18 protein-coding genes and 1 pseudogene are annotated in these 20,187 nt (G+C 69.6%); 8 read left to right on the top strand and 11 right to left on the bottom strand.

From position 1 onward, the window contains the following. Positions 1-73 precede the first annotated feature (73 nt). The 3 genes from ACWEOO_RS14195 to ACWEOO_RS14185 are packed head-to-tail and all read left to right on the top strand — an operon-like array spanning position 74 to position 1,324. On the top strand, positions 74-745 hold the full coding sequence (locus ACWEOO_RS14195) for an LON peptidase substrate-binding domain-containing protein (protein ID WP_355689981.1): 672 nt from the start codon (positions 74-76) through the stop codon (positions 743-745). A 40-nt stretch (positions 746-785) separates the two neighbouring features. Continuing rightward, entirely contained in the window at positions 786-1,022 is a 237-nt protein-coding gene (locus tag ACWEOO_RS14190) for a ribbon-helix-helix domain-containing protein (protein ID WP_359933486.1), read from the top strand. Further along, positions 1,022-1,324, top strand: coding sequence for a type II toxin-antitoxin system PemK/MazF family toxin (locus tag ACWEOO_RS14185; protein ID WP_452143309.1), 303 nt, complete (start codon positions 1,022-1,024; stop codon positions 1,322-1,324). The genes ACWEOO_RS14190 and ACWEOO_RS14185 overlap by 1 nt, the downstream gene beginning before the upstream one ends. On the opposite strand, the gene ilvD is transcribed toward ACWEOO_RS14185, so the two are convergent. Continuing rightward, entirely contained in the window at positions 1,321-3,171 is a 1,851-nt protein-coding gene (ilvD, locus tag ACWEOO_RS14180; protein WP_452143308.1) for a dihydroxy-acid dehydratase, read from the bottom strand. The two genes, ACWEOO_RS14185 and ilvD, sit on opposite strands and share 4 nt — an antisense overlap. Before the next feature lie 125 nt (positions 3,172-3,296). Here ilvD and ACWEOO_RS14175 point away from each other — a divergent pair, with 125 nt between their 5' ends. From ACWEOO_RS14175 to ACWEOO_RS14165, 3 genes are all read left to right on the top strand, one after another. After that, positions 3,297-4,154 (top strand): helix-turn-helix domain-containing protein, encoded by an 858-nt coding sequence (locus tag ACWEOO_RS14175; protein WP_452143307.1) that lies wholly within the window; start codon positions 3,297-3,299, stop codon positions 4,152-4,154. 10 nt (positions 4,155-4,164) lie between these two features. After that, positions 4,165-6,000 carry a DNA helicase RecQ gene (gene recQ / locus ACWEOO_RS14170; protein ID WP_452143306.1) on the top strand — a complete coding sequence of 612 codons (1,836 nt, stop codon included), beginning with the start codon at positions 4,165-4,167 and terminating at the stop codon, positions 5,998-6,000. A gap of 80 nt (positions 6,001-6,080) precedes the next feature. Continuing rightward, on the top strand, positions 6,081-6,650 hold the full coding sequence (locus tag ACWEOO_RS14165) for a dihydrofolate reductase family protein (protein WP_452143305.1): 570 nt from the start codon (positions 6,081-6,083) through the stop codon (positions 6,648-6,650). Positions 6,651-6,664: 14 nt separating this feature from the next. On the opposite strand, the gene ACWEOO_RS14160 is transcribed toward ACWEOO_RS14165, so the two are convergent. Further along, the gene (locus ACWEOO_RS14160; protein WP_452143323.1) at positions 6,665-6,829 is read right to left on the bottom strand and encodes a hypothetical protein; all 165 of its coding nucleotides are present in this window, start codon (positions 6,827-6,829) and stop codon (positions 6,665-6,667) included. Positions 6,830-6,844: 15 nt separating this feature from the next. On the opposite strand from ACWEOO_RS14160, the pseudogene ACWEOO_RS14155 reads away from it, so the two are divergent. Next, positions 6,845-7,297: pseudogene (locus ACWEOO_RS14155) on the top strand (SDR family oxidoreductase); the annotation flags it as partial. 10 nt (positions 7,298-7,307) lie between these two features. Further along, on the top strand, positions 7,308-8,069 hold the full coding sequence (locus ACWEOO_RS14150; RefSeq protein ID WP_452143304.1) for an SDR family NAD(P)-dependent oxidoreductase: 762 nt from the start codon (positions 7,308-7,310) through the stop codon (positions 8,067-8,069). A gap of 1 nt (position 8,070) precedes the next feature. Here ACWEOO_RS14150 and ACWEOO_RS14145 read toward each other — a convergent pair whose 3' ends face one another. The 9 genes from ACWEOO_RS14145 to ACWEOO_RS14105 form a co-directional block, all read right to left on the bottom strand. Further along, positions 8,071-8,442 (bottom strand): VOC family protein, encoded by a 372-nt coding sequence (locus ACWEOO_RS14145; protein ID WP_452143303.1) that lies wholly within the window; start codon positions 8,440-8,442, stop codon positions 8,071-8,073. A 123-nt stretch (positions 8,443-8,565) separates the two neighbouring features. Next, entirely contained in the window at positions 8,566-10,404 is a 1,839-nt protein-coding gene (locus ACWEOO_RS14140; protein ID WP_452143302.1) for a DUF3352 domain-containing protein, read from the bottom strand. 48 nt (positions 10,405-10,452) lie between these two features. Further along, positions 10,453-11,070: a hypothetical protein gene (locus ACWEOO_RS14135; RefSeq protein WP_452143301.1), complete on the bottom strand. Its 618-nt coding sequence runs from the start codon at positions 11,068-11,070 to the stop codon at positions 10,453-10,455. A 33-nt stretch (positions 11,071-11,103) separates the two neighbouring features. Further along, on the bottom strand, positions 11,104-14,652 hold the full coding sequence (gene dnaE, locus ACWEOO_RS14130; RefSeq protein ID WP_452143300.1) for a DNA polymerase III subunit alpha: 3,549 nt from the start codon (positions 14,650-14,652) through the stop codon (positions 11,104-11,106). Positions 14,653-14,988: 336 nt separating this feature from the next. Continuing rightward, positions 14,989-17,292, bottom strand: a complete 2,304-nt coding sequence (locus ACWEOO_RS14125) for an ATP-binding protein (RefSeq protein ID WP_452143299.1) — start codon at positions 17,290-17,292, stop codon at positions 14,989-14,991. 22 nt (positions 17,293-17,314) lie between these two features. Next, positions 17,315-18,217 carry an RluA family pseudouridine synthase gene (locus ACWEOO_RS14120; RefSeq protein WP_452143322.1) on the bottom strand — a complete coding sequence of 301 codons (903 nt, stop codon included), beginning with the start codon at positions 18,215-18,217 and terminating at the stop codon, positions 17,315-17,317. 14 nt (positions 18,218-18,231) lie between these two features. Beyond that, a complete protein-coding gene (lspA, locus tag ACWEOO_RS14115; RefSeq protein WP_355689950.1) occupies positions 18,232-18,828 on the bottom strand; it encodes a signal peptidase II in 597 nt (198 codons plus the stop codon). A 23-nt stretch (positions 18,829-18,851) separates the two neighbouring features. Beyond that, positions 18,852-19,544 (bottom strand): TraR/DksA family transcriptional regulator, encoded by a 693-nt coding sequence (locus tag ACWEOO_RS14110; RefSeq protein WP_359933454.1) that lies wholly within the window; start codon positions 19,542-19,544, stop codon positions 18,852-18,854. A 185-nt stretch (positions 19,545-19,729) separates the two neighbouring features. Then, on the bottom strand, positions 19,730-20,005 hold the full coding sequence (locus tag ACWEOO_RS14105) for a DUF167 domain-containing protein (protein WP_359933452.1): 276 nt from the start codon (positions 20,003-20,005) through the stop codon (positions 19,730-19,732). Positions 20,006-20,187: the final 182 nt, after the last annotated feature.

The raw sequence follows: 20,187 nt of genomic DNA, 5'->3' as shown, positions 1-20,187 counted from the left end.
CCCCTGACGCCATATCCACTGGGCGGCCGGTCACCGGACGTGATCGGGGCCGGCGTCCACTACGCTCGTCGGCATGGACTCCCGCCTGCCGTTGCTCACTGTCGACACGGTGATCTTTCCCGGCCTGGTGGTCTCGATTCCGGTCACCGACGTGCAGGGCCGCGCGGTGGTCCGGGACCTGGTCGAGAACGGCGGCGAGCTGATCTGCGGAGCCCTCGCGGTCCGGGACGGGTACGAGCTGGGCGAGCGGGTGTTCCGGTCGCTGTACGGGACGGGCTGCGCGGCGACGATCTCCGAGATCGCGGTGGACGCCGACGACGAGGGCCCGATCGAGGTGACGCTGACCGGGAACCGGCGGTTCAAGGTGACCGAACTGGACGGCACCGGCGACTACCTGGTCGCCGACGTCGAGTGGCTGCCCGACGACCTCGGCGACGACCCGTTGGGAACGGCGACGGTCGCGCTGGAACGCTTCCGCAGGTACGCCGCGGCGGTCAGCGAGATCAGCCGCCCAGGCCTGCACCTCGGCGACCTCCCCGACGACCCGGGCACGCTGTCCTACCTGATGTCGGCGGCGATGAAGCTGATGACACCGGACCGCCAGAAGCTCCTCGAGGCCGAGGACGTCACCACCCGCCTGGCGCAACTCGTCGGTCTGATCGACACCGAACTCTCCGCCATCGCCGCGCTCCCGTCCCTGCCCGCCACGGACCTGATCAGCTGGTCCGCCCTCTCCCCCAACTGACGCGCTACCGGATTGAATCCCGGGGCGGTATGGTTTTGGTATGAGCAAGCAGATCACCGTGCGGTTGCCGGACGAGCTGGTCGACTTCATGGACGAACTGGTCGCCACCGACAAGGCGACCAGCCGGGCGTCCGTGGTCGCCCGGGCGATGGAGCGTGAGCGCCGCCGCGAGCTGGCCGCCCGCGACCTCGCCATCCTGAACGAGTACGGCGACTACCCGGACCTCGAGGGTCTCGCCCCCGCGGCCGCCGGGACCGTGCTCAGCGACCTCGACTGATGCGCCCGATCCACATCGCGCGGCTCGACAAGCCGCGCCCCGTGGTGGTGCTCACCCGCGAACTGATCCGCGCGCGCCTCACCAACGTGACGGTCGCCCCGATCACCAGCACGATCCGCGGTCTGTCCACCGAGGTTCGAGTCGGCCCGGAGAACGGCCTCGACCACGCCAGCGCGATCTCCTGCGACAACATCCAAACCATCCCGAAGTCCCAGCTCGGCCGCCTGATCGGCCACCTCCACCCCGACCAGGAACCAGCCCTGGCCGAGGCAATCAACCTGGCGTTCGACCTGGAGCTCTAGCCCAGCTTGCTGATGTCGCGGACGGCGCCCTTGTCGGCGCTGGTGGCCATGGCGGCGTAGGCGCGGAGGGCTGTGGTGACCTTGCGGTCGCGGGACTTGGGGGCGTAGACGCCGTTCAGGGCGTCGCGGCGGGTGGCCAGTTCGTCGTCGGTGACCAGCAGTTCGATCGAGCGGTTCGGGATGTCGATGCGGATCCGGTCGCCGTCCTCGACCAGGGCGATCGTCCCGCCGGACGCCGCCTCGGGCGAGACGTGGCCGATCGAGAGTCCCGACGTACCGCCCGAGAAGCGGCCGTCGGTGATCAGGGCGCAGACCTTGCCGAGGCCGCGGCCCTTCAGGTACGAGGTCGGGTACAGCATCTCCTGCATCCCCGGCCCGCCCTTGGGGCCTTCGTACCGGATCACGATGACGTCGCCGGGCTGGATCTGCTTGGCCAGGATCTTCTCGACGGCCTGCTCCTGCGACTCGCACACCACCGCGGGACCCTCGAACGTCCAGATCGACTCGTCCACACCGGCCGTCTTCACCACGCAGCCGTCGACGGCCAGGTTGCCCTTCAGCACGGCCAGGCCGCCGTCCTTGGAGTACGCGTGCTCGCGGTCCCGGATGCACCCGTTCGCGGCGTCGGCGTCCAGCGTCTCCCACCGCTCGGACTGCGAGAACGCCTGCGCGGACCGCTTGCAGCCCGGCGCGGCGTGCCAGAGCTCGACGGCCTCCGGCGACGGCGATCCGCCGCGCAGGTCCCAGGTCTTCAGCCACTCGTCGATCGAGTCGCTGTGCACGGTGGTGACGTTCTGGTTCAGCAGGCCGGCGCGGTGCAGCTCGCCGAGGATGGCGGGGATGCCGCCGGCACGGTGCACGTCCTCCATGTAGTACGTGCCCTGCGGCGCGACGTTCGGCGCGACCTTCGCCAGGCACGGGACGCGGCGCGAGACCGCGTTGATGTCGTCGAGGTCGAAGCCGACCTCGGCCTCCTGCGCGGCCGCCAGCAGGTGCAGGATCGTGTTCGTCGAGCCGCCCATCGCGATGTCCAGCGCCATCGCGTTGCCGAACGCCTCCTTCGACGCGATCGAGCGCGGCAGCACGGTCGCGTCGTCGTTGTCGTAGTACCGGTGGGCCAGCTCGACGACGGTCTCGCCGGCCTTCTCGTACAGCGCGCGGCGGGCGGTGTGGGTGGCCAGCACCGACCCGTTGCCGGGCAGCGACAGGCCGATCGCCTCGGTCAGGCAGTTCATCGAGTTCGCGGTGAACATGCCGGAACAGGAACCGCAGGTCGGACAGGCGTTCTCCTCGATCCGCAGGATGTCGGCGTCGGAGACGTTCTCGTTGACGGCCTCGGACATCGCGTCGATCAGGTCGAGCTTGCGGACCGTCCCGTCGACCAGCGTCGCGCGGCCGGCCTCCATCGGGCCGCCGGAGACGAACACGGTCGGGATGTTCAGCCGGAGCGCGGCCATCAGCATGCCCGGGGTGATCTTGTCGCAGTTGGAGATGCAGACCAGCGCGTCCGCGCAGTGCGCCTCGACCATGTACTCGACCGAGTCGGCGATCAGGTCCCGTGACGGCAGGCTGTAGAGCATGCCGCCGTGGCCCATCGCGATCCCGTCGTCGACGGCGATCGTGTTGAACTCGCGCGCGATCCCGCCGGCCGCGTGGATCGCCTCGGAGACGATCCGGCCGACCGGGGCCAGGTGGGTGTGACCGGGCACGAACTCGGTGAAGCTGTTCGCCACCGCGATGATCGGCTTGCCGAAGTCCTCGCGGGCTACCCCGGAGGCCTGCATGAGCGCGCGAGCGCCCGCCATGTTGCGGCCGTGGGTGACAGTGCGGGACCTCAGAGCAGGCACGACGAACATCTCCTAGCTAGGTGTGGCGTATCTCCTGATAGTGCCACGCCCGTCCGAATGACGGTATGCGGGTCCCGGATTCTGGAGCCGCGGTTTCTGTCGGCGGACGGTTCTAGCCTGGACGCATGGCAGGACTGGGCCATCACACCCGCGCGGCGCACCCCGCGCTGCGCCACTTCGTGCCTGACATCACCGGCTATGCGTACGCCGGTGATCCCCCGGCGCTGCACCGCGGCCTGCCCTCGCGCCACCTGACGCTCGTCATCACCCTCGACGAGCCCCTCGGCGTCGCGTGGCCGGGCGGCCCGGTGGACAAGTACGACGCACTCGTCGGCGGACTGCACTCGCGGGCGGTCCACATCGGTCAGACACCGAGCCGCGCCGGCGTACAGGTCTCGCTCACTCCCCCGGCCGCTCGAGCGCTCCTCGGACTGCCGCCGGGCGCCCTCGCGTCGACGGTGGTCGGTCTGGACGAGGTCCTCGGCCGGCCCGCGCGCGAGCTGACCGAGCAGCTGCGCGAGGCGCCGACCTGGGAGACGCGCTTCGACCTGCTCGAGGCCCTGCTGCTGCGGCAGCTCGACGGGAGGCGTCCCGGTGCTGTGCGGCCCGAGCTCGGCCGGGCCTGGCAGCGACTGTGCGGCGCGAGCGGCTCGGTCGGGGTCCAGGAGTTGGCGACCGAGGTCGGGTGGAGCCGGCGGCATCTCACCGATCGGTTCAGGTCGGAGTTCGGTCTGCCGCCGAAGGTCGCGGCCCGCGTGCTGCGGTTCGAGCGCGTCACCGGACAACTACGCCGGCAGCCGCGGACCCGGCTGGCCGAGCTGTCGGCCGCCGCCGGGTATGCCGACCAGGCGCATCTGACCAGGGAGTTCCGCGCGATCGCGGGCTGTTCACCGCGGCAGTGGATCCGTGAGGAACTCCCCGACCTGTCCGGTAATCCACAGGGATCGGCGATCGCGCCAGCATCGTCGGCGCGATCTCACTAGACTCGCCGGGGTGAGTGAGACGACCGAGCTGCCCGATTCCGAAGCCCTTCAGGTCCTCCGGCGGGTGTTCGGGTACGACGCCTTCCGCGGCGAGCAGGGCGACATCATCGACACCGTCGTCGCGGGCGGCGACGCGCTGGTGCTGATGCCGACCGGCGGCGGCAAGTCGCTGTGCTACCAGATCCCGTCGCTGGTGCGATCCGGCGTCGGCGTGGTCATCTCGCCGCTGATCGCGTTGATGCAGGACCAGGTGGACGCGCTCACCGCGCTCGGCGTCCGGGCGGGATTCCTCAACTCCACGCAGGACTTCGAGCAGCGGCGCGAGGTCGAGCAGGCGTTCCTGGCCGGCGAGCTCGACCTGCTGTACCTGGCGCCCGAGCGGCTCCGGGTGGAAGCGACCGTGCGGCTGCTCGACCAGGGCAAGATCGCGCTGTTCGCGATCGACGAGGCGCACTGCGTGTCGCAGTGGGGCCACGACTTCCGGCCCGACTACCTGATGCTGTCCGAGCTGCACGAGCGCTGGCCTGACGTGCCGCGGATCGCGCTCACCGCGACGGCGACCGAGGCGACCCACCAGGAGATCGCGACCCGGCTGAAGCTCGGCGACGCGAAGCATTTCGTCGCGAGCTTCGACCGGCCGAACATCCAGTACCGGATCGTCCCGAAGGACAATCCGCAACGGCAGCTGCTCGACCTGCTGCGCACCGAGCACGCCGGCGACGCGGGCATCGTGTACTGCCTGTCCCGCAACAGCGTCGAGAAGACCGCGGCCTTCCTGACCCAGAACGGGATCGAGGCCCTGCCGTACCACGCCGGCCTGGACAGCCGGACCCGCGCCGCGAACCAGGCCCGGTTCCTGCGCGAGGACGGGCTGGTCGTGGTGGCGACGATCGCGTTCGGCATGGGGATCGACAAGCCGGACGTCCGCTTCGTCGCGCACCTCGACCTGCCGAAGTCGGTCGAGGGCTACTACCAGGAGACCGGCCGCGCGGGGCGTGACGGCCTGCCGTCCACCGCCTGGCTGGCGTATGGGCTGCAGGACGTCGTCCAGCAGCGGAAGATGATCGACACGTCCGAGGGCGACCTCGCACACCGGCGGCGGCTGAGTGCGCATCTCGACGCGATGCTCGCGCTGTGCGAGACCGTGCAGTGCCGGCGCTCGCAACTCCTGGCGTACTTCGGCCAGCAGGGCGACGCCTGCGGGAACTGCGACACCTGCCTGACGCCGCCGGAGTCCTGGGACGGCACGATCGCGGCGCAGAAGCTGCTCTCGACGGTGTACCGGCTGCAGCACGAGCGCGGGCAGAAGTTCGGCGCCGGGCAGCTGATCGACATCCTGCTCGGCAAGGAGACCGACAAGGTCAAGCAGTTCCGGCACGACCAGCTGACCGTGTTCGGGATCGGCAGCGAGCTGATGGACACCGAGTGGCGCGGCGTGATCCGGCAGTGCCTCGCGCTGCGGTTGCTCGCGGTCGAGGGCGACTACGGCACGCTCGTGCTCACCGCGGAGAGCGGCGAGGTGCTCGGCCGGCGGCGCGAGGTGATGATGCGCCGCGAGCCCGAGCGGGTGCGCTCCAGGAGCAGGTCGTCCAGCGGCAAGAAGGCGGCCGCCGCCGATCTCGCGCCCGAGGCGGCGCCGGTGTTCGAGCGGTTGCGCGCGTGGCGGGCGGCGGTGGCCAAGGAGCAGGGCGTCCCGGCGTACGTGATCTTCCACGACGCGACGCTGCGGCAGATCGCCACCGACCGGCCGACGTCGCTGGCCGAGCTGGGCACGATCAGCGGCATCGGCGAGAACAAGCTGACCAAGTACGGCGACGGCGTCCTGGAGACGCTCGCCGCGGACTGATGTCGAATCGGCGGTAGCGTCTTCGACGCGAAGGCACAGGGCGCGGACCGACCGCGCCACCGGAGCGAGGGAGCACGCTCATGTCTTCATCCGTGCTGTTGATGTCGATGTCGGCCGACGGCTATATCGCCGGACCGGACGACCGGCCCGGCAACCCCGGCGGCGACGACTTCATGCGGTTGCACGAGTGGTACCTGGACGACGCCGGCGAAGTCGGCCGCCCGGACGGCGAGGCCGGCGAGATCTGGGACGAGCTGAACGCCACCGGCGCGGTCCTCGTCGGCCGCCGTACGGCGGAGCAGGTCGACTACTACGGCGGGCACCACCACGGCGTACCGATCTTCGTCGTCAGCCACGACCCGACACCGGTCAGCTACGAGAACGTCCACGTCGTCGGCGACATCGAGACCGCGATGGCGCAGGCGAAGGCGGCCGCCGGCGACAAGGACGTGCTGGTCCACGGCGCGGTCACCGCGCAGCAGGCGCTGGCGGCCGGCGTCCTCGACGAGCTGCAGCTCAGCCAGGTGCCGGTCCTGTTCGGCAGCGGTCTGCGGCTGTTCGACGTCCTCCCGCACCGCGTCGAGCTCGAGGTCGTCCGCGTGATCGACACGCCCCGCGCTACGCACATCCGCTACCGGGTCCGCTACTGAGCAACGGCTACCGCCTAGGGCGTCCAACTGACCGTTGGAGCGAGGCCGGCGAAGTCCTGGAGCAGGCGGGAGCGGCGGGTGGCGATCCAGGCCAGGGCGACGGTGTTCGGCGCGAGGTTGTCGACGGGGACCGTGACGCCGTCCGGGCGTTCTTCGCCGGTCTCGATCCGTTCGACCACCTCGTCTACACCGCCGGCGAGGCGCTGACCTTCCTCGAGGTCGGCTCGATGGACGTGGCGCAAGCGCGGCAGGCCTTCGAGCTGCGGTACTTCGGTGCCCTCGGTGCCGTGAGCGCCGCCGTACCGAAGCTCCGCGCGGGCGGCTCGGTCGTCCTGACGACCGGCGCCGCCGGCGACCGCCCGGGCCCCGGCTGGTCGGTCGCCGCGAGCATCTGCGGCGCGATGGACTCTCTGACCCGCGCCCTCGCCGTCGAACTCGCCCCGCTCCGCGTCAACGCCGTCAAGCCCGGCGTCGTCCGGACGCCGATGTGGCGCGGCGGCATCGACTACGACGAGACCGCGCAACACCTCCCGGTCGGGCGGGTCGGCGAGCCGGAGGACATTGCGGCGGCCTACGTCTACCTGATGAACCAGCCTTACGCCACCGGCTCGATCGTCTCCGTCGACGGCGGCCACGTCCTGGTGTGAGACTCCAGTCGTGACACGCATCCTGATCACCGGTTCGGCCGACGGCCTCGGGCAGCTGGTCGCGCGGGAACTCGTCGCCCAGGGCCACGACGTCGTGCTCCACGCCCGCAACGAACGGCGCGCCGACGACGCGCTCCGGGCGGTGCCGGAGGCGACGGCGGTGCTCGTGGGCGATCTCGCGAGCATTGACCAGACGCGGGACCTGGCGGTCCAGGCGAATGCGTCCGGGCGGTTCGACGTGGTCGTGCACAACGCGGCCGTCGGGTACCAGGAACCGCGGATCGAGACGGTCGACGGTCTCGAGCACGTGTTCGCGATCAACGCGCTGGCGCCGTACCTGCTGACCGCGTTGATCGAACGCCCCGATCGCCTGATCTACCTCAGCTCCGGCATGCACGAAGGCGGTGACGTCGTCCTCGACGACCTGCAGTGGGTACGGCGGCGGTGGCGCGGAGCGCAGGCGTACTCGGACTCCAAGCTGCACGACGTCCTGCTGGCGTTCGCGGTCGCCCGGCTCTGGCCGGACGTGCTGTCGAACGCGGTGGACCCCGGCTGGGTCCCGACGAAGATGGGCGGGCGCGGTGCGCCTGGTGATCTCGGCCAGGCGCACCTGACGCAGGTCTGGCTGGCCACCGCCCCGGAGACCGGAAGCGGCGGGTATTACTACCACCGGCGACCGCACCGGACTCATCCAGCCGCGTCGGACCGCGAGACGCAGGACGCCTTTTTGGACGCCTGCGCCTCGCTCACCGGCGTACGACTGCCCCGCTGACTCAGGCCTGCGAGATGTAGAGGCGGTTGCCGTCCGGGTCGTGCAGGCTGAACATCGGGGGTACGCCGGGCCACTCGAGCAACTCGTCGGTGTCGACGCCGGTGGCAAGGAAGTGCTGGTGCGCCACCTTCGCGTCCGGGCTGGCCATCCGGATCCCGGTGTCGACGCCCGCCGGGTTGCTCTCGCTCGCCGGGACCAGCGCGATGCTCGCCGACGAGCCGGTCGGTGCGACGACGATCCACCGGCCGCCGAGCTGCGGCAACGGCGCGTCCATCAGCACCTCGAAGCCGAGCGCGCCGGTGTAGAACGCCAGCGCGCGGTCCTGGTCGGTCACCGGTACGCCGACGGTGCGGATCTCGCTGATGTGGGTCATGGTCCTTCTCCTTCGTGACGAGGTGCTTTCACCCAGGAGGTAGAACCCGATCCGCCGTTTTCGACATCACCCACGAAGAAAGCCCCGGACAATTCTGTCCGGGGCTTTCGTTCGCTGTGCTGACTACTTCGCGACGACCCGCAGCGTGACCTCGGCCTCGCCGTCGCCGGTGGAGCGGGTGACGACGCCGGCCGAGCGGAGCGCAGCCAGGTTCTTGTCGTCGGCGAACCGGTCGCTGACCGATCCGGCCGCCTCGAAGTCGACGTACCCGATCATCACCGCGCCCTTGATGTCGGGCAGCGCCTGCTTGAAGTTCTCGGTCTGGCCGAGGCCGCCGTCCTTCAGCACCTGCTCGGCGTAGTCCTTGCTGGTCGAGACGACGAGCGTGTCGCCGTCCTTCGCGCTCTCGATCGGGATGTTCGCCGAGGACCGCTCGCGGAGCAGCGTGGTCAGCTTCTGCACCACCGGCTCGGCCTTCGCCGGGTCGGTCTCCATCCGGGCCGCGATCTTCGGGCCGTCGGCGGTGTCCTTGTCGATCGAGACCGACAGGTTCTTGCCGGCCAGGGTCTTCAGGTCGTCCGGCAGCTTCAGCCCGGTCTCCTGGGCGATCTCGTCGATCATCGGCTGGAGGTTCTCGCCGCCCGCCTTCTGCACCTGCGCCCAGGCGGTGTCGATCAGGTTCTCGCCGCCGGAGATCGCGATCGCGCCGGCGGTGGTCTCCGGCAGCTTGGTGACCAGGTCGGCGGCGTCGGCGGAGCTCACCTTGACGCTCTTGTCGCCGTGCGCGATGCCCTTCAGCTCGACGTACGACGCGTCGAACCGCAGCGCCACCGCGGCGGTCGCGTCACCGAGCCCGGCGATCTGGCTGGACTCGACCTTGCCGCTGATCGAGGCCAGGCCCTTGGCGTCCGCCCAGCCCGAGATGAAGCCCTGCTCGCCGAGCTTGTCCATGTCCGCGCTGAACTTGGCGTTCTTGCTCAGCGGGTTGTCCTTGGCCGTGGCGACGGCCGCGTCGACGGTCGCCTGGTCGTCGCCGAGGATCATGTAGCCGTCGGTGAACGCACGGCCGGGCTTGTCGTCCTCGTTCGCGAGCAGCTTGTCCATGCCCTTGTTGGCGGCGTCCTCGTCCTTGATCTGGACGGCGACGACCGGGATCGGCTCGTCCTTGCCCTCGGCCGGCGGGAGCGCGGCGAACCCGGCGCGGTCGCCCAGCCAGGGCTTGACGTCCTTGTCGAAGTCGACGTCGGCGAGGTCGTCGCCGGCGGACTTCTTGATCTGCTCGAACAGCTTCTGCCGCAGGTCGTCCTGCTCACCGGTGAGGCCGAGGTTGTCCTTCACGGACGGGAACTTCATCAGGAACCGGACCGCCGCGACCTTCTGGCCGGCCGACGGGTTCAGGTCCACCCGGGCGTAACCGACCGCGGTGCCGGGCAGCACGTCGGCCGGCTGCTTACCGCCGCCGCCGAGCTTGCCGTAGGCAAAGATTCCGCCGCCGGCGACCACCAGCACCATCGCCACCGCGGCGATGATCGGGATCAGCTTGCCGCGCTTCTTCTTCGGCTCCGGCTGCCACTGCTGCGGACCGCCGTACCCGGGGCCCTGCGGCGGCTGACCGCCGATGTGCATCTGCTCGTACGACGCCTGACCCGGCTGACCGTGCTGCGGAGGGTACTGCTGCCCGCCCTGGCCGTAGTACTGCGCGCCACCCTGCTGGGGACCACCCTGCTGCGGGCCCGGGCCCTGCGGACCGCCGTACTGCGGACCACCCTGCTGCGGGCCGCCGTACTGCTGGCCCTGCTGCGGGTGTTGCTGTGGGTAACCGTGCTGGCCGGGCTGCTGGCCTTGCGGCCTCCCCGGCTGCTGACCCTGCTGGGGCCAGAGGTTCTGCCCTTGCGGCGGGCCGTACTGCGGCTGCTGACCACCGGCACCTGGGTACTGGGGTGGTTGGTTCTGGTCGGACATATGCTCCCTCGCTGGCTCCGATGGCCTCACCACCGGATCTGCAAAAGGCTAGTGGACCGGCGGTGCAGATTCTGACGCAGCAGGTTGCGAAGTGGTTGCAACAGGCTCAGCGCGCCACGTCGCGGCGGCGATGATCGCGCAGGCCAATGCGGCGCCGATCAGCCAGGAGACCGCCGGCGTCCAGGTGTGCAGCTCCAGCGGTGCCGCGACCAGATCACCGGGGTGAGCGGCCCGCAGCCGCGGCTCGATCGGGTCGTGGCCGAGCAGCATGCCGACGCCCCAGCACACTCCGGCGCCCAGGCAAGCGCCGAGAGTGACGATCGCGACCGACCACGGACCGTAGTTGCGCAGCCACCAGAACAATGCCCCGCCGAGCACCAGGGCGGCCACGAAGCCGATCGCGGTGAACGTGCCGTCCGGCCCGAAGATCCGGGTCATCTGCTCCTCGCCGAGCGCCCCACCCTGCTCGTCCACGGTGTACTTGGCCAGCGGCGAGAACTGCTGCCAGGCCCACCCGGCCACGACACCCGCGACCAGGAACACCACCACCGTCACCAGGACCGCCTTCGCCCACGGCAGCCGCGGTTCCTCGACGGCCGGCCTCCCGAACGGGTTCAGCGACGGGGGTGCCAGGTACGGCGACTGGGAGGACTCCGGTTGACTCACGACGCCAGTGTGACGCATGGGGTCCACCGCCGGTCAGCTGGCCAGGCAGGATGGACCGAGGAGCGCTTTCAGGTCGGCCATCAGCGACGAGGTGGGGGTCACCCGAAAGCGGTCGCCGATGCGCATGACGGTGGTCTTCTGGCGTGCCTGCAGGCGCAGGTGAACCTCTGTCATGCCGGGGTGCGAGGTCAGGATGTCCCGCAGCTGATCGACAACCGGCTGAGTGCAGCGGTTGACCGGCATCGTCAGGACGACCGGGCCGCTCGGGCCTTCGGTCAGATCCGGGACGACGACCTCGTCGCCGCTCAGCTCGAGCCGGTCCTCGCGGCGCCGGACCCGGCCCTTCATCAAGATGATCGCGTCGTTGGTGAGCAGGTGCGCGTGCAGCTGGTACGCCGAGGAAAACATCATCACCTCGATCGAACCTTCGAGGTCCTCGATGGTGACGATCGCGTAGATGTCGCCGCGCTTGTTCACCTTCCGCTGGACGGCGGTGACCAGGCCGCCGATCGTCACCCGGCTGCCGTCCGGCCGGTCCTCGTCGGCGAGCAACTGCCCGATCGTGCAGTCGCTGCCGTTGGTGAGCACGTGCTCGACACCGAACAGCGGATGGTCGGACACGTACAGCCCGAGCATGTCGCGCTCGTGCGCCAGCTTGGTCGCCTTGTCCCACTCCTCGATCTCGGGGACCGTGACGGTCAGGCGGCTGTTGCCCTCGCCCTCGTCGGCGTCGTCGTCACCCATCGAGAACAGGTCGAACTGGCCGTGCGCCTCGTTCCGCTTCAGGTCGATGGCCTCGTCGACGGCCTGCTCGTGCACCGCGACGACCGCGCGCCGGGCATGGCTCATCGAGTCGAACGAGCCGGCCTTGGCCAGCGACTCGATCACGCGCTTGTTGCAGACCGGCAGCGGCACCTTGTCGATGAAGTCGACGAAGTCGGTGAACCGGCCCTTCTCCTCGCGGGCCGCGACGATCTCGGCGACCACGTTCACGCCGACGTTGCGGATCGCGGACAGGCCGAAGCGGATGTCGGTGCCGACCGGGGTGAAGTTCGAGTCCGACTCGTTGACGTCCGGCGGCAGCACCTTGATGCCCATCCGGCGGCACTCGTTCAGGTAGATGGCCATCTTGTCCTTGTCGTCCTTCACCGACGTCAGGACCGCGGCCATGTACTCCGCCGGGTAGTTGGCCTTCAGGTACGCCGTCCAGTACGAGACCAGACCGTACGCCGCCGAGTGGGCCTTGTTGAACGCGTAGTCCGAGAACGGGACCAGGACGTCCCAGAGCGCCTTGATCGACTGGTCGGAGAAGCCGTTCGCCTTCATGCCCTCGGAGAAGCCGACGTACTCCGCGTCGAGCACCTCGCGCTTCTTCTTGCCCATCGCCCGGCGGAGCAGGTCCGCCTTGCCGAGCGTGTAGCCCGCGAGCTGCTGGGCGATCGCCATCACCTGCTCCTGATACACGATCAGGCCGTACGTCGTGCCCAGGATCGGCTCCAGCGCGACGGCGAGCTCGTCGTGCGGGTAGCTGATCTCCTGCTGCTTGTTCTTGCGCAGGGCGTAGTTGGTGTGGCTGTTCGCACCCATCGGGCCGGGGCGGTAGAGCGCGCCGACCGCGGAGATGTCCTCGAAGTTGTCCGGCCGCATCAGCCGCAGCAGCGCCCGCATCGGGCCGCCGTCGAACTGGAACACGCCGAGCGTGTCACCGCGGGCGAGCAGGTCGTACGTCGGTTTGTCGTCGAGGGACTTGGCCAGCTCGTCGAGGTCCAGCGTGACACCGCGGCTGGCCTCGACGTTCTTGACCGCGTCGTCCATGATCGTCAGGTTCCGCAGGCCCAGGAAGTCCATCTTGACCAGGCCGAGCGTCTCGCAGCTCGGGTAGTCGAACTGGGTGATGACCTGGCCGTCCTGCTCGCGGCGCATGATCGGGATCAGCTCGATCAGCGGCTCGCTGGACATGATCACGCCGGCCGCGTGCACACCCCACTGGCGCTTCAGGTTCTCCAGGCCGCGAGCGGTGTCGACGATCTTGCGCACGTCCTGGTCGGACTCGTACAGCGAGCGGAACTCGGTGGCCTCGGAGTACCGCTTGTGGGTCGAGTCGAAGATGCCCGACAGCGGGATGTCCTTGCCCATCACCGACGGCGGCATCGCCTTGGTGATCCGGTCGCCCATCGCGAACGGGTAGTCCAGCACCCGGCCGGCGTCCTTGATCGCCTGCTTGGCCTTGATCGTGCCGTAGGTGACGATCATCGCGACCCGGTCGTCGCCGTACTTCTCGGTGACGTAGCGGATCACCTCGGGGCGGCGGCGGTCGTCGAAGTCGATGTCGAAGTCGGGCATCGACATCCGCTCCGGGTTCAGGAACCGCTCGAAGATCAGGCCGTGCTGGAGCGGGTCCAGGTCGGTGATCTTCATCGCGTACGCGCACATCGAGCCGGCGCCGGAACCACGGCCCGGACCGACCCGGATGCCGTGCTCCTTGGCCCAGTTGATGAAGTCCGCGACGACGAGGAAGTAGCCGGCGTACCCCTTCGAGGTGATGACCTCGATCTCGTACTCCGCCTGCTTGCGGACCTGGTCCGGAATTCCGGCCGGATACCGCTTGTGCAGACCGGTCTCGACCTCGGCGACGAACCAGGACTCCTCGTTGTGGCCCTCGGGGCAGGGGAAGCGCGGCATGAACCGGCCCTCGCCCTCGGTGAAGCTGACGTCGCACTGCTCGGCGATCAGCAGCGTGTTGTCACACGCCTCCGGCAGCTCCTTCCACACCTCGCGCATCTCGGCGGCGGTCTTGACGTAGAACTCGTTCGCGTCGAACTTGAACCGGTTCGGGTCGGACAGCGTCGAGCCGGACTGCACGCACAGCAGTGCCGCGTGCGCCTGGGAGTCCTCCGGCTTGGTGTAGTGCAGGTCGTTGGTCGCGACCAGCGGCAGGCCGAGCTCGCGGGCCAGCTTCAGCAGGTCCTTCTGGATGTCCCGCTCGATGCCGAGGCCGTGGTCCATCAGCTCGCAGTAGTAGTTCTCCTTGCCGAAGATGTCGCGGAACTCCGCGGCGGCCTCGACGGCCTCCTTGTACTGCCCGAGGCGCAGGCGGGTCTGCACCTCGCCGGACGGGCAGCCGGTGGTCGCGATCAGGCCCTGGCCGTAGGTGTTCAGCAGCTCGCGGTCCATCCGGGGCTTGAAGTAGTAGCCCTCGAGGCTGGCCAGCGAGCTCATCTTGAACAGGTTGTGCATGCCGGAGGTGTTCTTCGCCAGCAGCGTCATGTGGGTGTAGGCACCCGAGCCGGAGACGTCGTCGCGGCCGGAGTTCGCGTCGCCCCACTTGACCCGCTTGCGCTCCGAGCGGTGGGTGTGCGGCGTCAGGTACGCCTCGACGCCGATGATCGGCTTCACGTCGTACTTCTTCGCGGTCCGCCAGAACTCGTAGGCGCCGAACACGTACCCGTGGTCGGTGGTCGCGATCGCCGGCATGCCCATCTCCTGGGCGGTCTTGAACAACTCGTCGATCCGCGCGGCGCCGTCCAGCATCGAGTACTCCGTGTGCACGTGGAGATGCACAAAACTGTCGCTGGACGCCATATCGACGCAGACCTCCCAGGGCGCGATTCAGGTGGACCGGTACAGCCTATGCGGGCCCGTGGACAGTTCTGAATCGGCTCACCGGCGCGCTCCCGCCGCGCCCGCTATCCGGTCGTGGATCAGACCACGAGCACACCAGTTCGCGGCGCGCAAGACGGCGGACCTGGCACCGCCCGGGGTCTCGGGGCACCAGGTCCACCTGCGGCCGGCCCGGGTGGAGGGATCCAGGCGGCCTGCCGCGGGGAGGGGTCCCACGGCCACGTTGTGGCACACAACGCTTGATCCAAGCATCGCGCGACCGGCGACCCCGCGCATCGGTACGGATACGGATGTTGACTACGTAGGTGGGTGGTCCGCGACCCAGTGGGCGACCTGGCTGCGGGAGGTGAAGCCGAGCTTGCCGAGGATGTGTTCGACATGGGTCTCGGCGGTCCGCCGGGAGACGGTCAGCCGGTCGGCGATCTCGCGGTTGCTCAGCCCCTCGCCGATCAGGACGGCGACCTCGTGCTCGCGCCGGGTCAGCCGGGGGCCGCTCCGGCGCGACCCGCGCCGGTCCCGTCCGTCGTCCTCGCCCAGCGCGAGCGCGACGGTCTCGTCGAAGGTGTACGCCGCTCCGCGCGCGAAGGCCGCGCCGAACGCGGGCGCACCGATCGCCGCGCGGATCCGCTCCGCCGTCCGGTCGTCGAGCCGGCTGTACGGCGTCGTCTCCCGGACCACGACGCCACTGCGCCAGACCGCCCGCGCCGCTCCCATCAGCCGCGCGGCACGCTCGTCCGGCGCCGCCGCCCCGGCGCACCAGGACAGCGCCTGGACGCAGAACCCGATCCCGGTCCGGTCGTTCAGCGGCCGCAACGACCTGATCGCCTCGCGGAAACGCAGGGTCGCCGACTCGAACTGGTCGTGGTCGCGCGACTGCACGACGCCGAGCACCCAGAGCGCGTACGCCCGCGACTGGACGGCGCCCCGCGATTCGGCGAGCTCGTACGCCCGGCGGCTGAACTCGTCGACCCTGGGGTCGTCCAGGAAGAAAGTTGCCAGCGACAACAGGTAGAGGCAGTTGAACTCACCGTGCCGGTCCCCGCCGGCGCGGAACCCGGCGAGCGCCCGCTCCAGCTCGCCGACGGCGGCGGCCTCCCGGCCCTCGTAGATCATCGCGTGCGCCGACACCTCGGCGACCCCGGCCCGCAGCCGGTCGTCGTCGTACTGCTCGGCGAGTTCCGCGCACTCGGTGAGCCAGCGCGCGAACAGTTCCGCCTCGCCGAGGAACATCGCGAGCTGGCAGCCGGCCAGGAGTCCGAACGCGCGGCTCCGCGTCGGCGCCGGCGCGGCGTCGAGTGCCCGGGTGAGATAGCGCAGGCCCTCGCGCAGCAGGCCCGCGAACCAGAACGTCCAGATCGGCGCCGCGAGCTCGAGCGCGACCGGTTCCTCCCCCGGCTCGGCCAGGCAGAAGTCGATCGCCGTCCGGAGGTTGTGGTGCTCGCGCCGCGTCCGCAGGAACAGGTCGGCCTGCCGCGGACCGAACGAGTCGGTCGCCCACTGGGCGGTCAGTTCCCGGTAGTAGTCGCGGTGCCGGAACTGGTACGTGCGGGTCCGCTCACCGAGCCGGGTCGCGCCGAACTGTGAGATGGTCATCAGCATGTCGTAGCCGGCGACCGCCGGCGAGGCCGCAGCCGTCCGGGTGATGATCGACTTGTTCATCAGGCCGGCGACCAGCCCGAGCACCTCGTCGCGTTCGATGCCGTCGCCCGAGCAGACCACTTCGGCGCCGGTCAGGTCGAATCCGCCCGTGAAGACCGAGAGGCGCTGCCAGAGCAGCCGCTCGGCCGGAGAACACAGGTCGTAGCTCCAGCCGATCGCGGCCTCCAGCGCCTGCGGGTACAACGGATCCGTGGCCGCGCCGCCCAGCAGCAGCCGGACCCGGTCCGCCAGTCGCTCGAGGACCTGCGGCAACGTCAGCGTGCGCATCCAGACCGCGGCGAGCTCGATCGCGAGCGGTACGCCGTCCAGCCGCCGGCAGACCTCGATCACCTGGTCCCGGTTCGAGTCGTCGACCACGAAGCCGGGCATCACCGCGCGAACCCGGTCGGCGAACAGCACCAGCGCCTCGTACCGATCGGGGTCCGTGGACTCGGCAGGCGGCGTCGGCAACGGCGCCACCGTCAGGATCTGCTCGCCCTCGGCCCCGAGGACGTGCCGGCTGGTCGCCAGGACCCGGAGCCCGGGTGCGATCGCCAGTAACTTGCTCACGAGCACGGCGCACGCCTCGACCACGTGCTCACAGTTGTCGAGCACCAGCAGCACGTGCTTGTCCTCGAGAAACTCCGCGACATCCGTCTCCGGGCTCGCCGACACCTGGATCAGGTCGAGCGCCTCGGCGAGCGTATGGCCGAGCAGGCCCGGGTCCCGCAGCGCGTCCAGTTCGACGAACCAGACCCCGTCGTCGAAGGTACGCCGTACCTCGGCGGCCATCCGCACCGCCAGGCGCGTCTTGCCGACCCCGGCGACCCCGGTCAGTGTCAGCAGCCTGCTGCTCGACAACAGCCGCCTGGTGTCGGCGAGCTCACGCCGTCGCCCGACGAAGCTCGTCACCTCGGCCGGCAGCCGCCAACGCCCCGTCCCCCCGAGGCGAGATTCCTCCATGTCCTCAGCGTAGGCCCGGATCTCAGTCGACGAGGAGGTCGAGCGCGTGGTCGAGGTCTTCGGGGTACTCCGAGGTGAACTCGACGTAGTCGCCGGTGCCGGGATGGGTGAAGCCGAGGCGCATCGCGTGCAGCCACTGGCGGGTGAGGCCGAGGCGTTCGGCGAGGATCGGGTCGGCGCCGTACGTCAGGTCGCCGCAGCACGGGTGGCCGATCGCGGACATGTGGACGCGGATCTGGTGGGTGCGTCCGGTCTCCAGGGTGATCTCCAGCAGCGTCGCGTACCGGAACGCCTCGAGGGTCTCGTAGTGCGTGACGCTCGGCTTGCCGCCGGCCACCACGCCGAACTTGTAGTCGTGGTGCGGGTGCCGGTCGATCGGCGCGTCGACGGTCCCGGTGAACGGGTCGGGATGGCCCTGCACGAGCGCGTGGTAGATCTTCTTGACCGTGCGCTCCTTGAAGGCGCGCTTGAGGACCGTGTACGCGTACTCGGTCTTCGCGACCACCATCAACCCGGACGTCCCGACGTCCAGCCGGTGCACGATGCCCTTGCGCTCGGCGGCGCCGCTGGTCGAGATGCTGAACCCGGCGCCGGCCAGGTGCCCGATCACAGTCGGGCCGGTCCACCCGGGCGACGGGTGCGCGGCGACGCCGACCGGCTTGTCCACCACGACGATCTCGTCGTCGTCGTACACGATCCGCAGGTTGTCCACGGTCTCCGGGACGATTGTCACCTCGGACGGCGGCGGTGGCAGCTCGACGTCGAGCAGGACACCGGCCGCGACCCGGGACGACTTCGGCGCCGGCAAGCCGTCGACCTGGACCAGGCCGGACTCGATCAGCTCGGCCGCCTTCGTCCGGGACACGCCGAACAGGCGGGACAGTGCCGCGTCCAGCCGCTCCCCCGCGAGACCGTCCGGCACCATCACGGTCCGGGAGCTCACTTCCGCTGCTCCCGGGTCCCGTCCAGCCGGATCCCGCGCAGCGTCTGGATCACCAGCAGGACGGCGGCCGACGTGACCGCCATGTCGGCGACGTTGAAGATCGCCCAGTGCGGGGTCTGCAGGAAGTCGACCACGTGCCCGTGGAACGGCGACGGCTCCCGGAAGATCCGGTCCAGGATGTTCCCGACCGCGCCGCCGAACAGCAGCCCGAACGCGACCGCCCAGCCCGCCGAACCGAGCCTGCGGGACAGGTAGACGACGCCGAGCGCGACCGTGATCTGGATGACGCTGATGTACGGCGTGTAGCCGGAACCGAGGCTGAACGCGGCACCCGAGTTCCGGATCAGGTTGAACTTGAGCAGCGAACCGATCACGTTCACCGGCTCGCCCGGCGTCAGGTGCGCCAGCGCCAGCGCCTTGGTCAACTGATCCAGGAAGAGGATCAGCAGCCCGACTCCCGCGAACACGACGGTCCACTTCCACGACCGGTTACCGGGGGTCGTCCCGCCGCCGCCGTCCGCGACAGCGTCATCGGACGACGGAGAACCGGCCGACGCGGTGTCGGCCGGTTCCGGAGTGTCTTCGTCCCCCACCTGGTGAGACGAGGCAGGGTCGTTCAGCGGCGTTCCTGGCGTTCTTTGCATGAGACGCACAGTGTCGCACGCGGGAACGCCTGCAGCCGACCCTTGCCGATCGCGTTGCCGCAGTTCTCGCAGACGCCGTACGTGCCGTCGTCGATCCGGGTCAGCGCGAACTCGATCTGGTTCAGCATGTCCCGGGCGTTGTTGGCCAGGGTCAGCTCGTGGTACCGCTCGAGGGTGGTGGAGCCGACGTCCGCCTGGTCGTTGCCGGCGCCGTCGCTGCCATCCCGGAACAGGCCCGCGATCTCCTGCTCGGCGTCCCGGATCTCCTGCTTGAGGTGCTCGACCTCACCCTCCAGCTCCGCCCGCAGCTCGGCCAGCTCGGCAGCGGTCCACGGGTCCTCACCCGGCTTCACCTTGAAGGTCTCGGCCGTGTGGGCTGCGGACTTCCCCGGCGCCGTCGCCGGAGTCCTGTTCTCGTTCGTCTTCATGGCCACCCTCTTCGTTGTCGCTTTCCTGGCAGGGGTCTTCTTGGCCGGAGCCTTCTTGGCCGCGGAGCCGGCGGCGGTCGCCGCTTGCTTCGCGGAAGTCTTGGCGGCCGGCGAGGTCTTCTTCGCCGGCGCCTTGCGGGCCGTCGTCGTCTTCTTCGGCTCGCCGGATGCCGGGGCGCTCTTCTTGGCCGCGGCAGAACGTTGGGGGGCGGACTTCTTCCGTGCCGATGTAGCCATGGCGGCTACCCCCTGCCTTAGTCGGAGACTGAAGCGGACTGGTCGCAAGACAGTAGGCCACGCGCACATCACGTGCCAGTCTGACGCGCAGACCGTGGACATACGGTAGTCGGTTCTTCAAGCCCGCTCGATGTTCTGCGCGTCACAACCGCATTGCGGACGTCACTGTCCGTAACAGTCCCAGGTCAACCGAGCAGCCGCTCGAGCCGCGCCCGGATGTCGTTCTCCTCCCCCTCCACCTCGACCAGCTTGTCCCTGCTGGTCGCCCCACGCACCAGTGTCACCGCGGAACGCCGTACGCCGAACTCCGCCGCGACCGCCGCCAGGACAGCCTTCGTCGCCTGTCCTTCCACCGCCCGGGCTGCCACCGCGACCACCAGCGCCGGCCCGGACGGACCGTCGTACCGGCCACCGACCGCGGTCCTGGAGGCCCCCGGCCGGACCCGCAACAGAATTCTCATCCTCGAATTCCTACCGCACCACCGATTAACGATTCGTAGCCATCTGGTACGACGCCGTACACTGAGGACCGCGAAGCGCAAGGCAGTGATGAGGCCATCACCTCGGAGCCGCCGGAAGAACAGTCCGTAGGGACCTATTAGAACCGGCAGCGTCTCGTTAAGGAAGTGGGCAACCCGCACAA

This window comes from Kribbella sp. NPDC004138 (assembly GCF_053603655.1).
The sequence above is the reverse complement of the archived record's forward strand: the minus strand, read 5'-3'. Positions and strand labels throughout refer to the sequence as shown.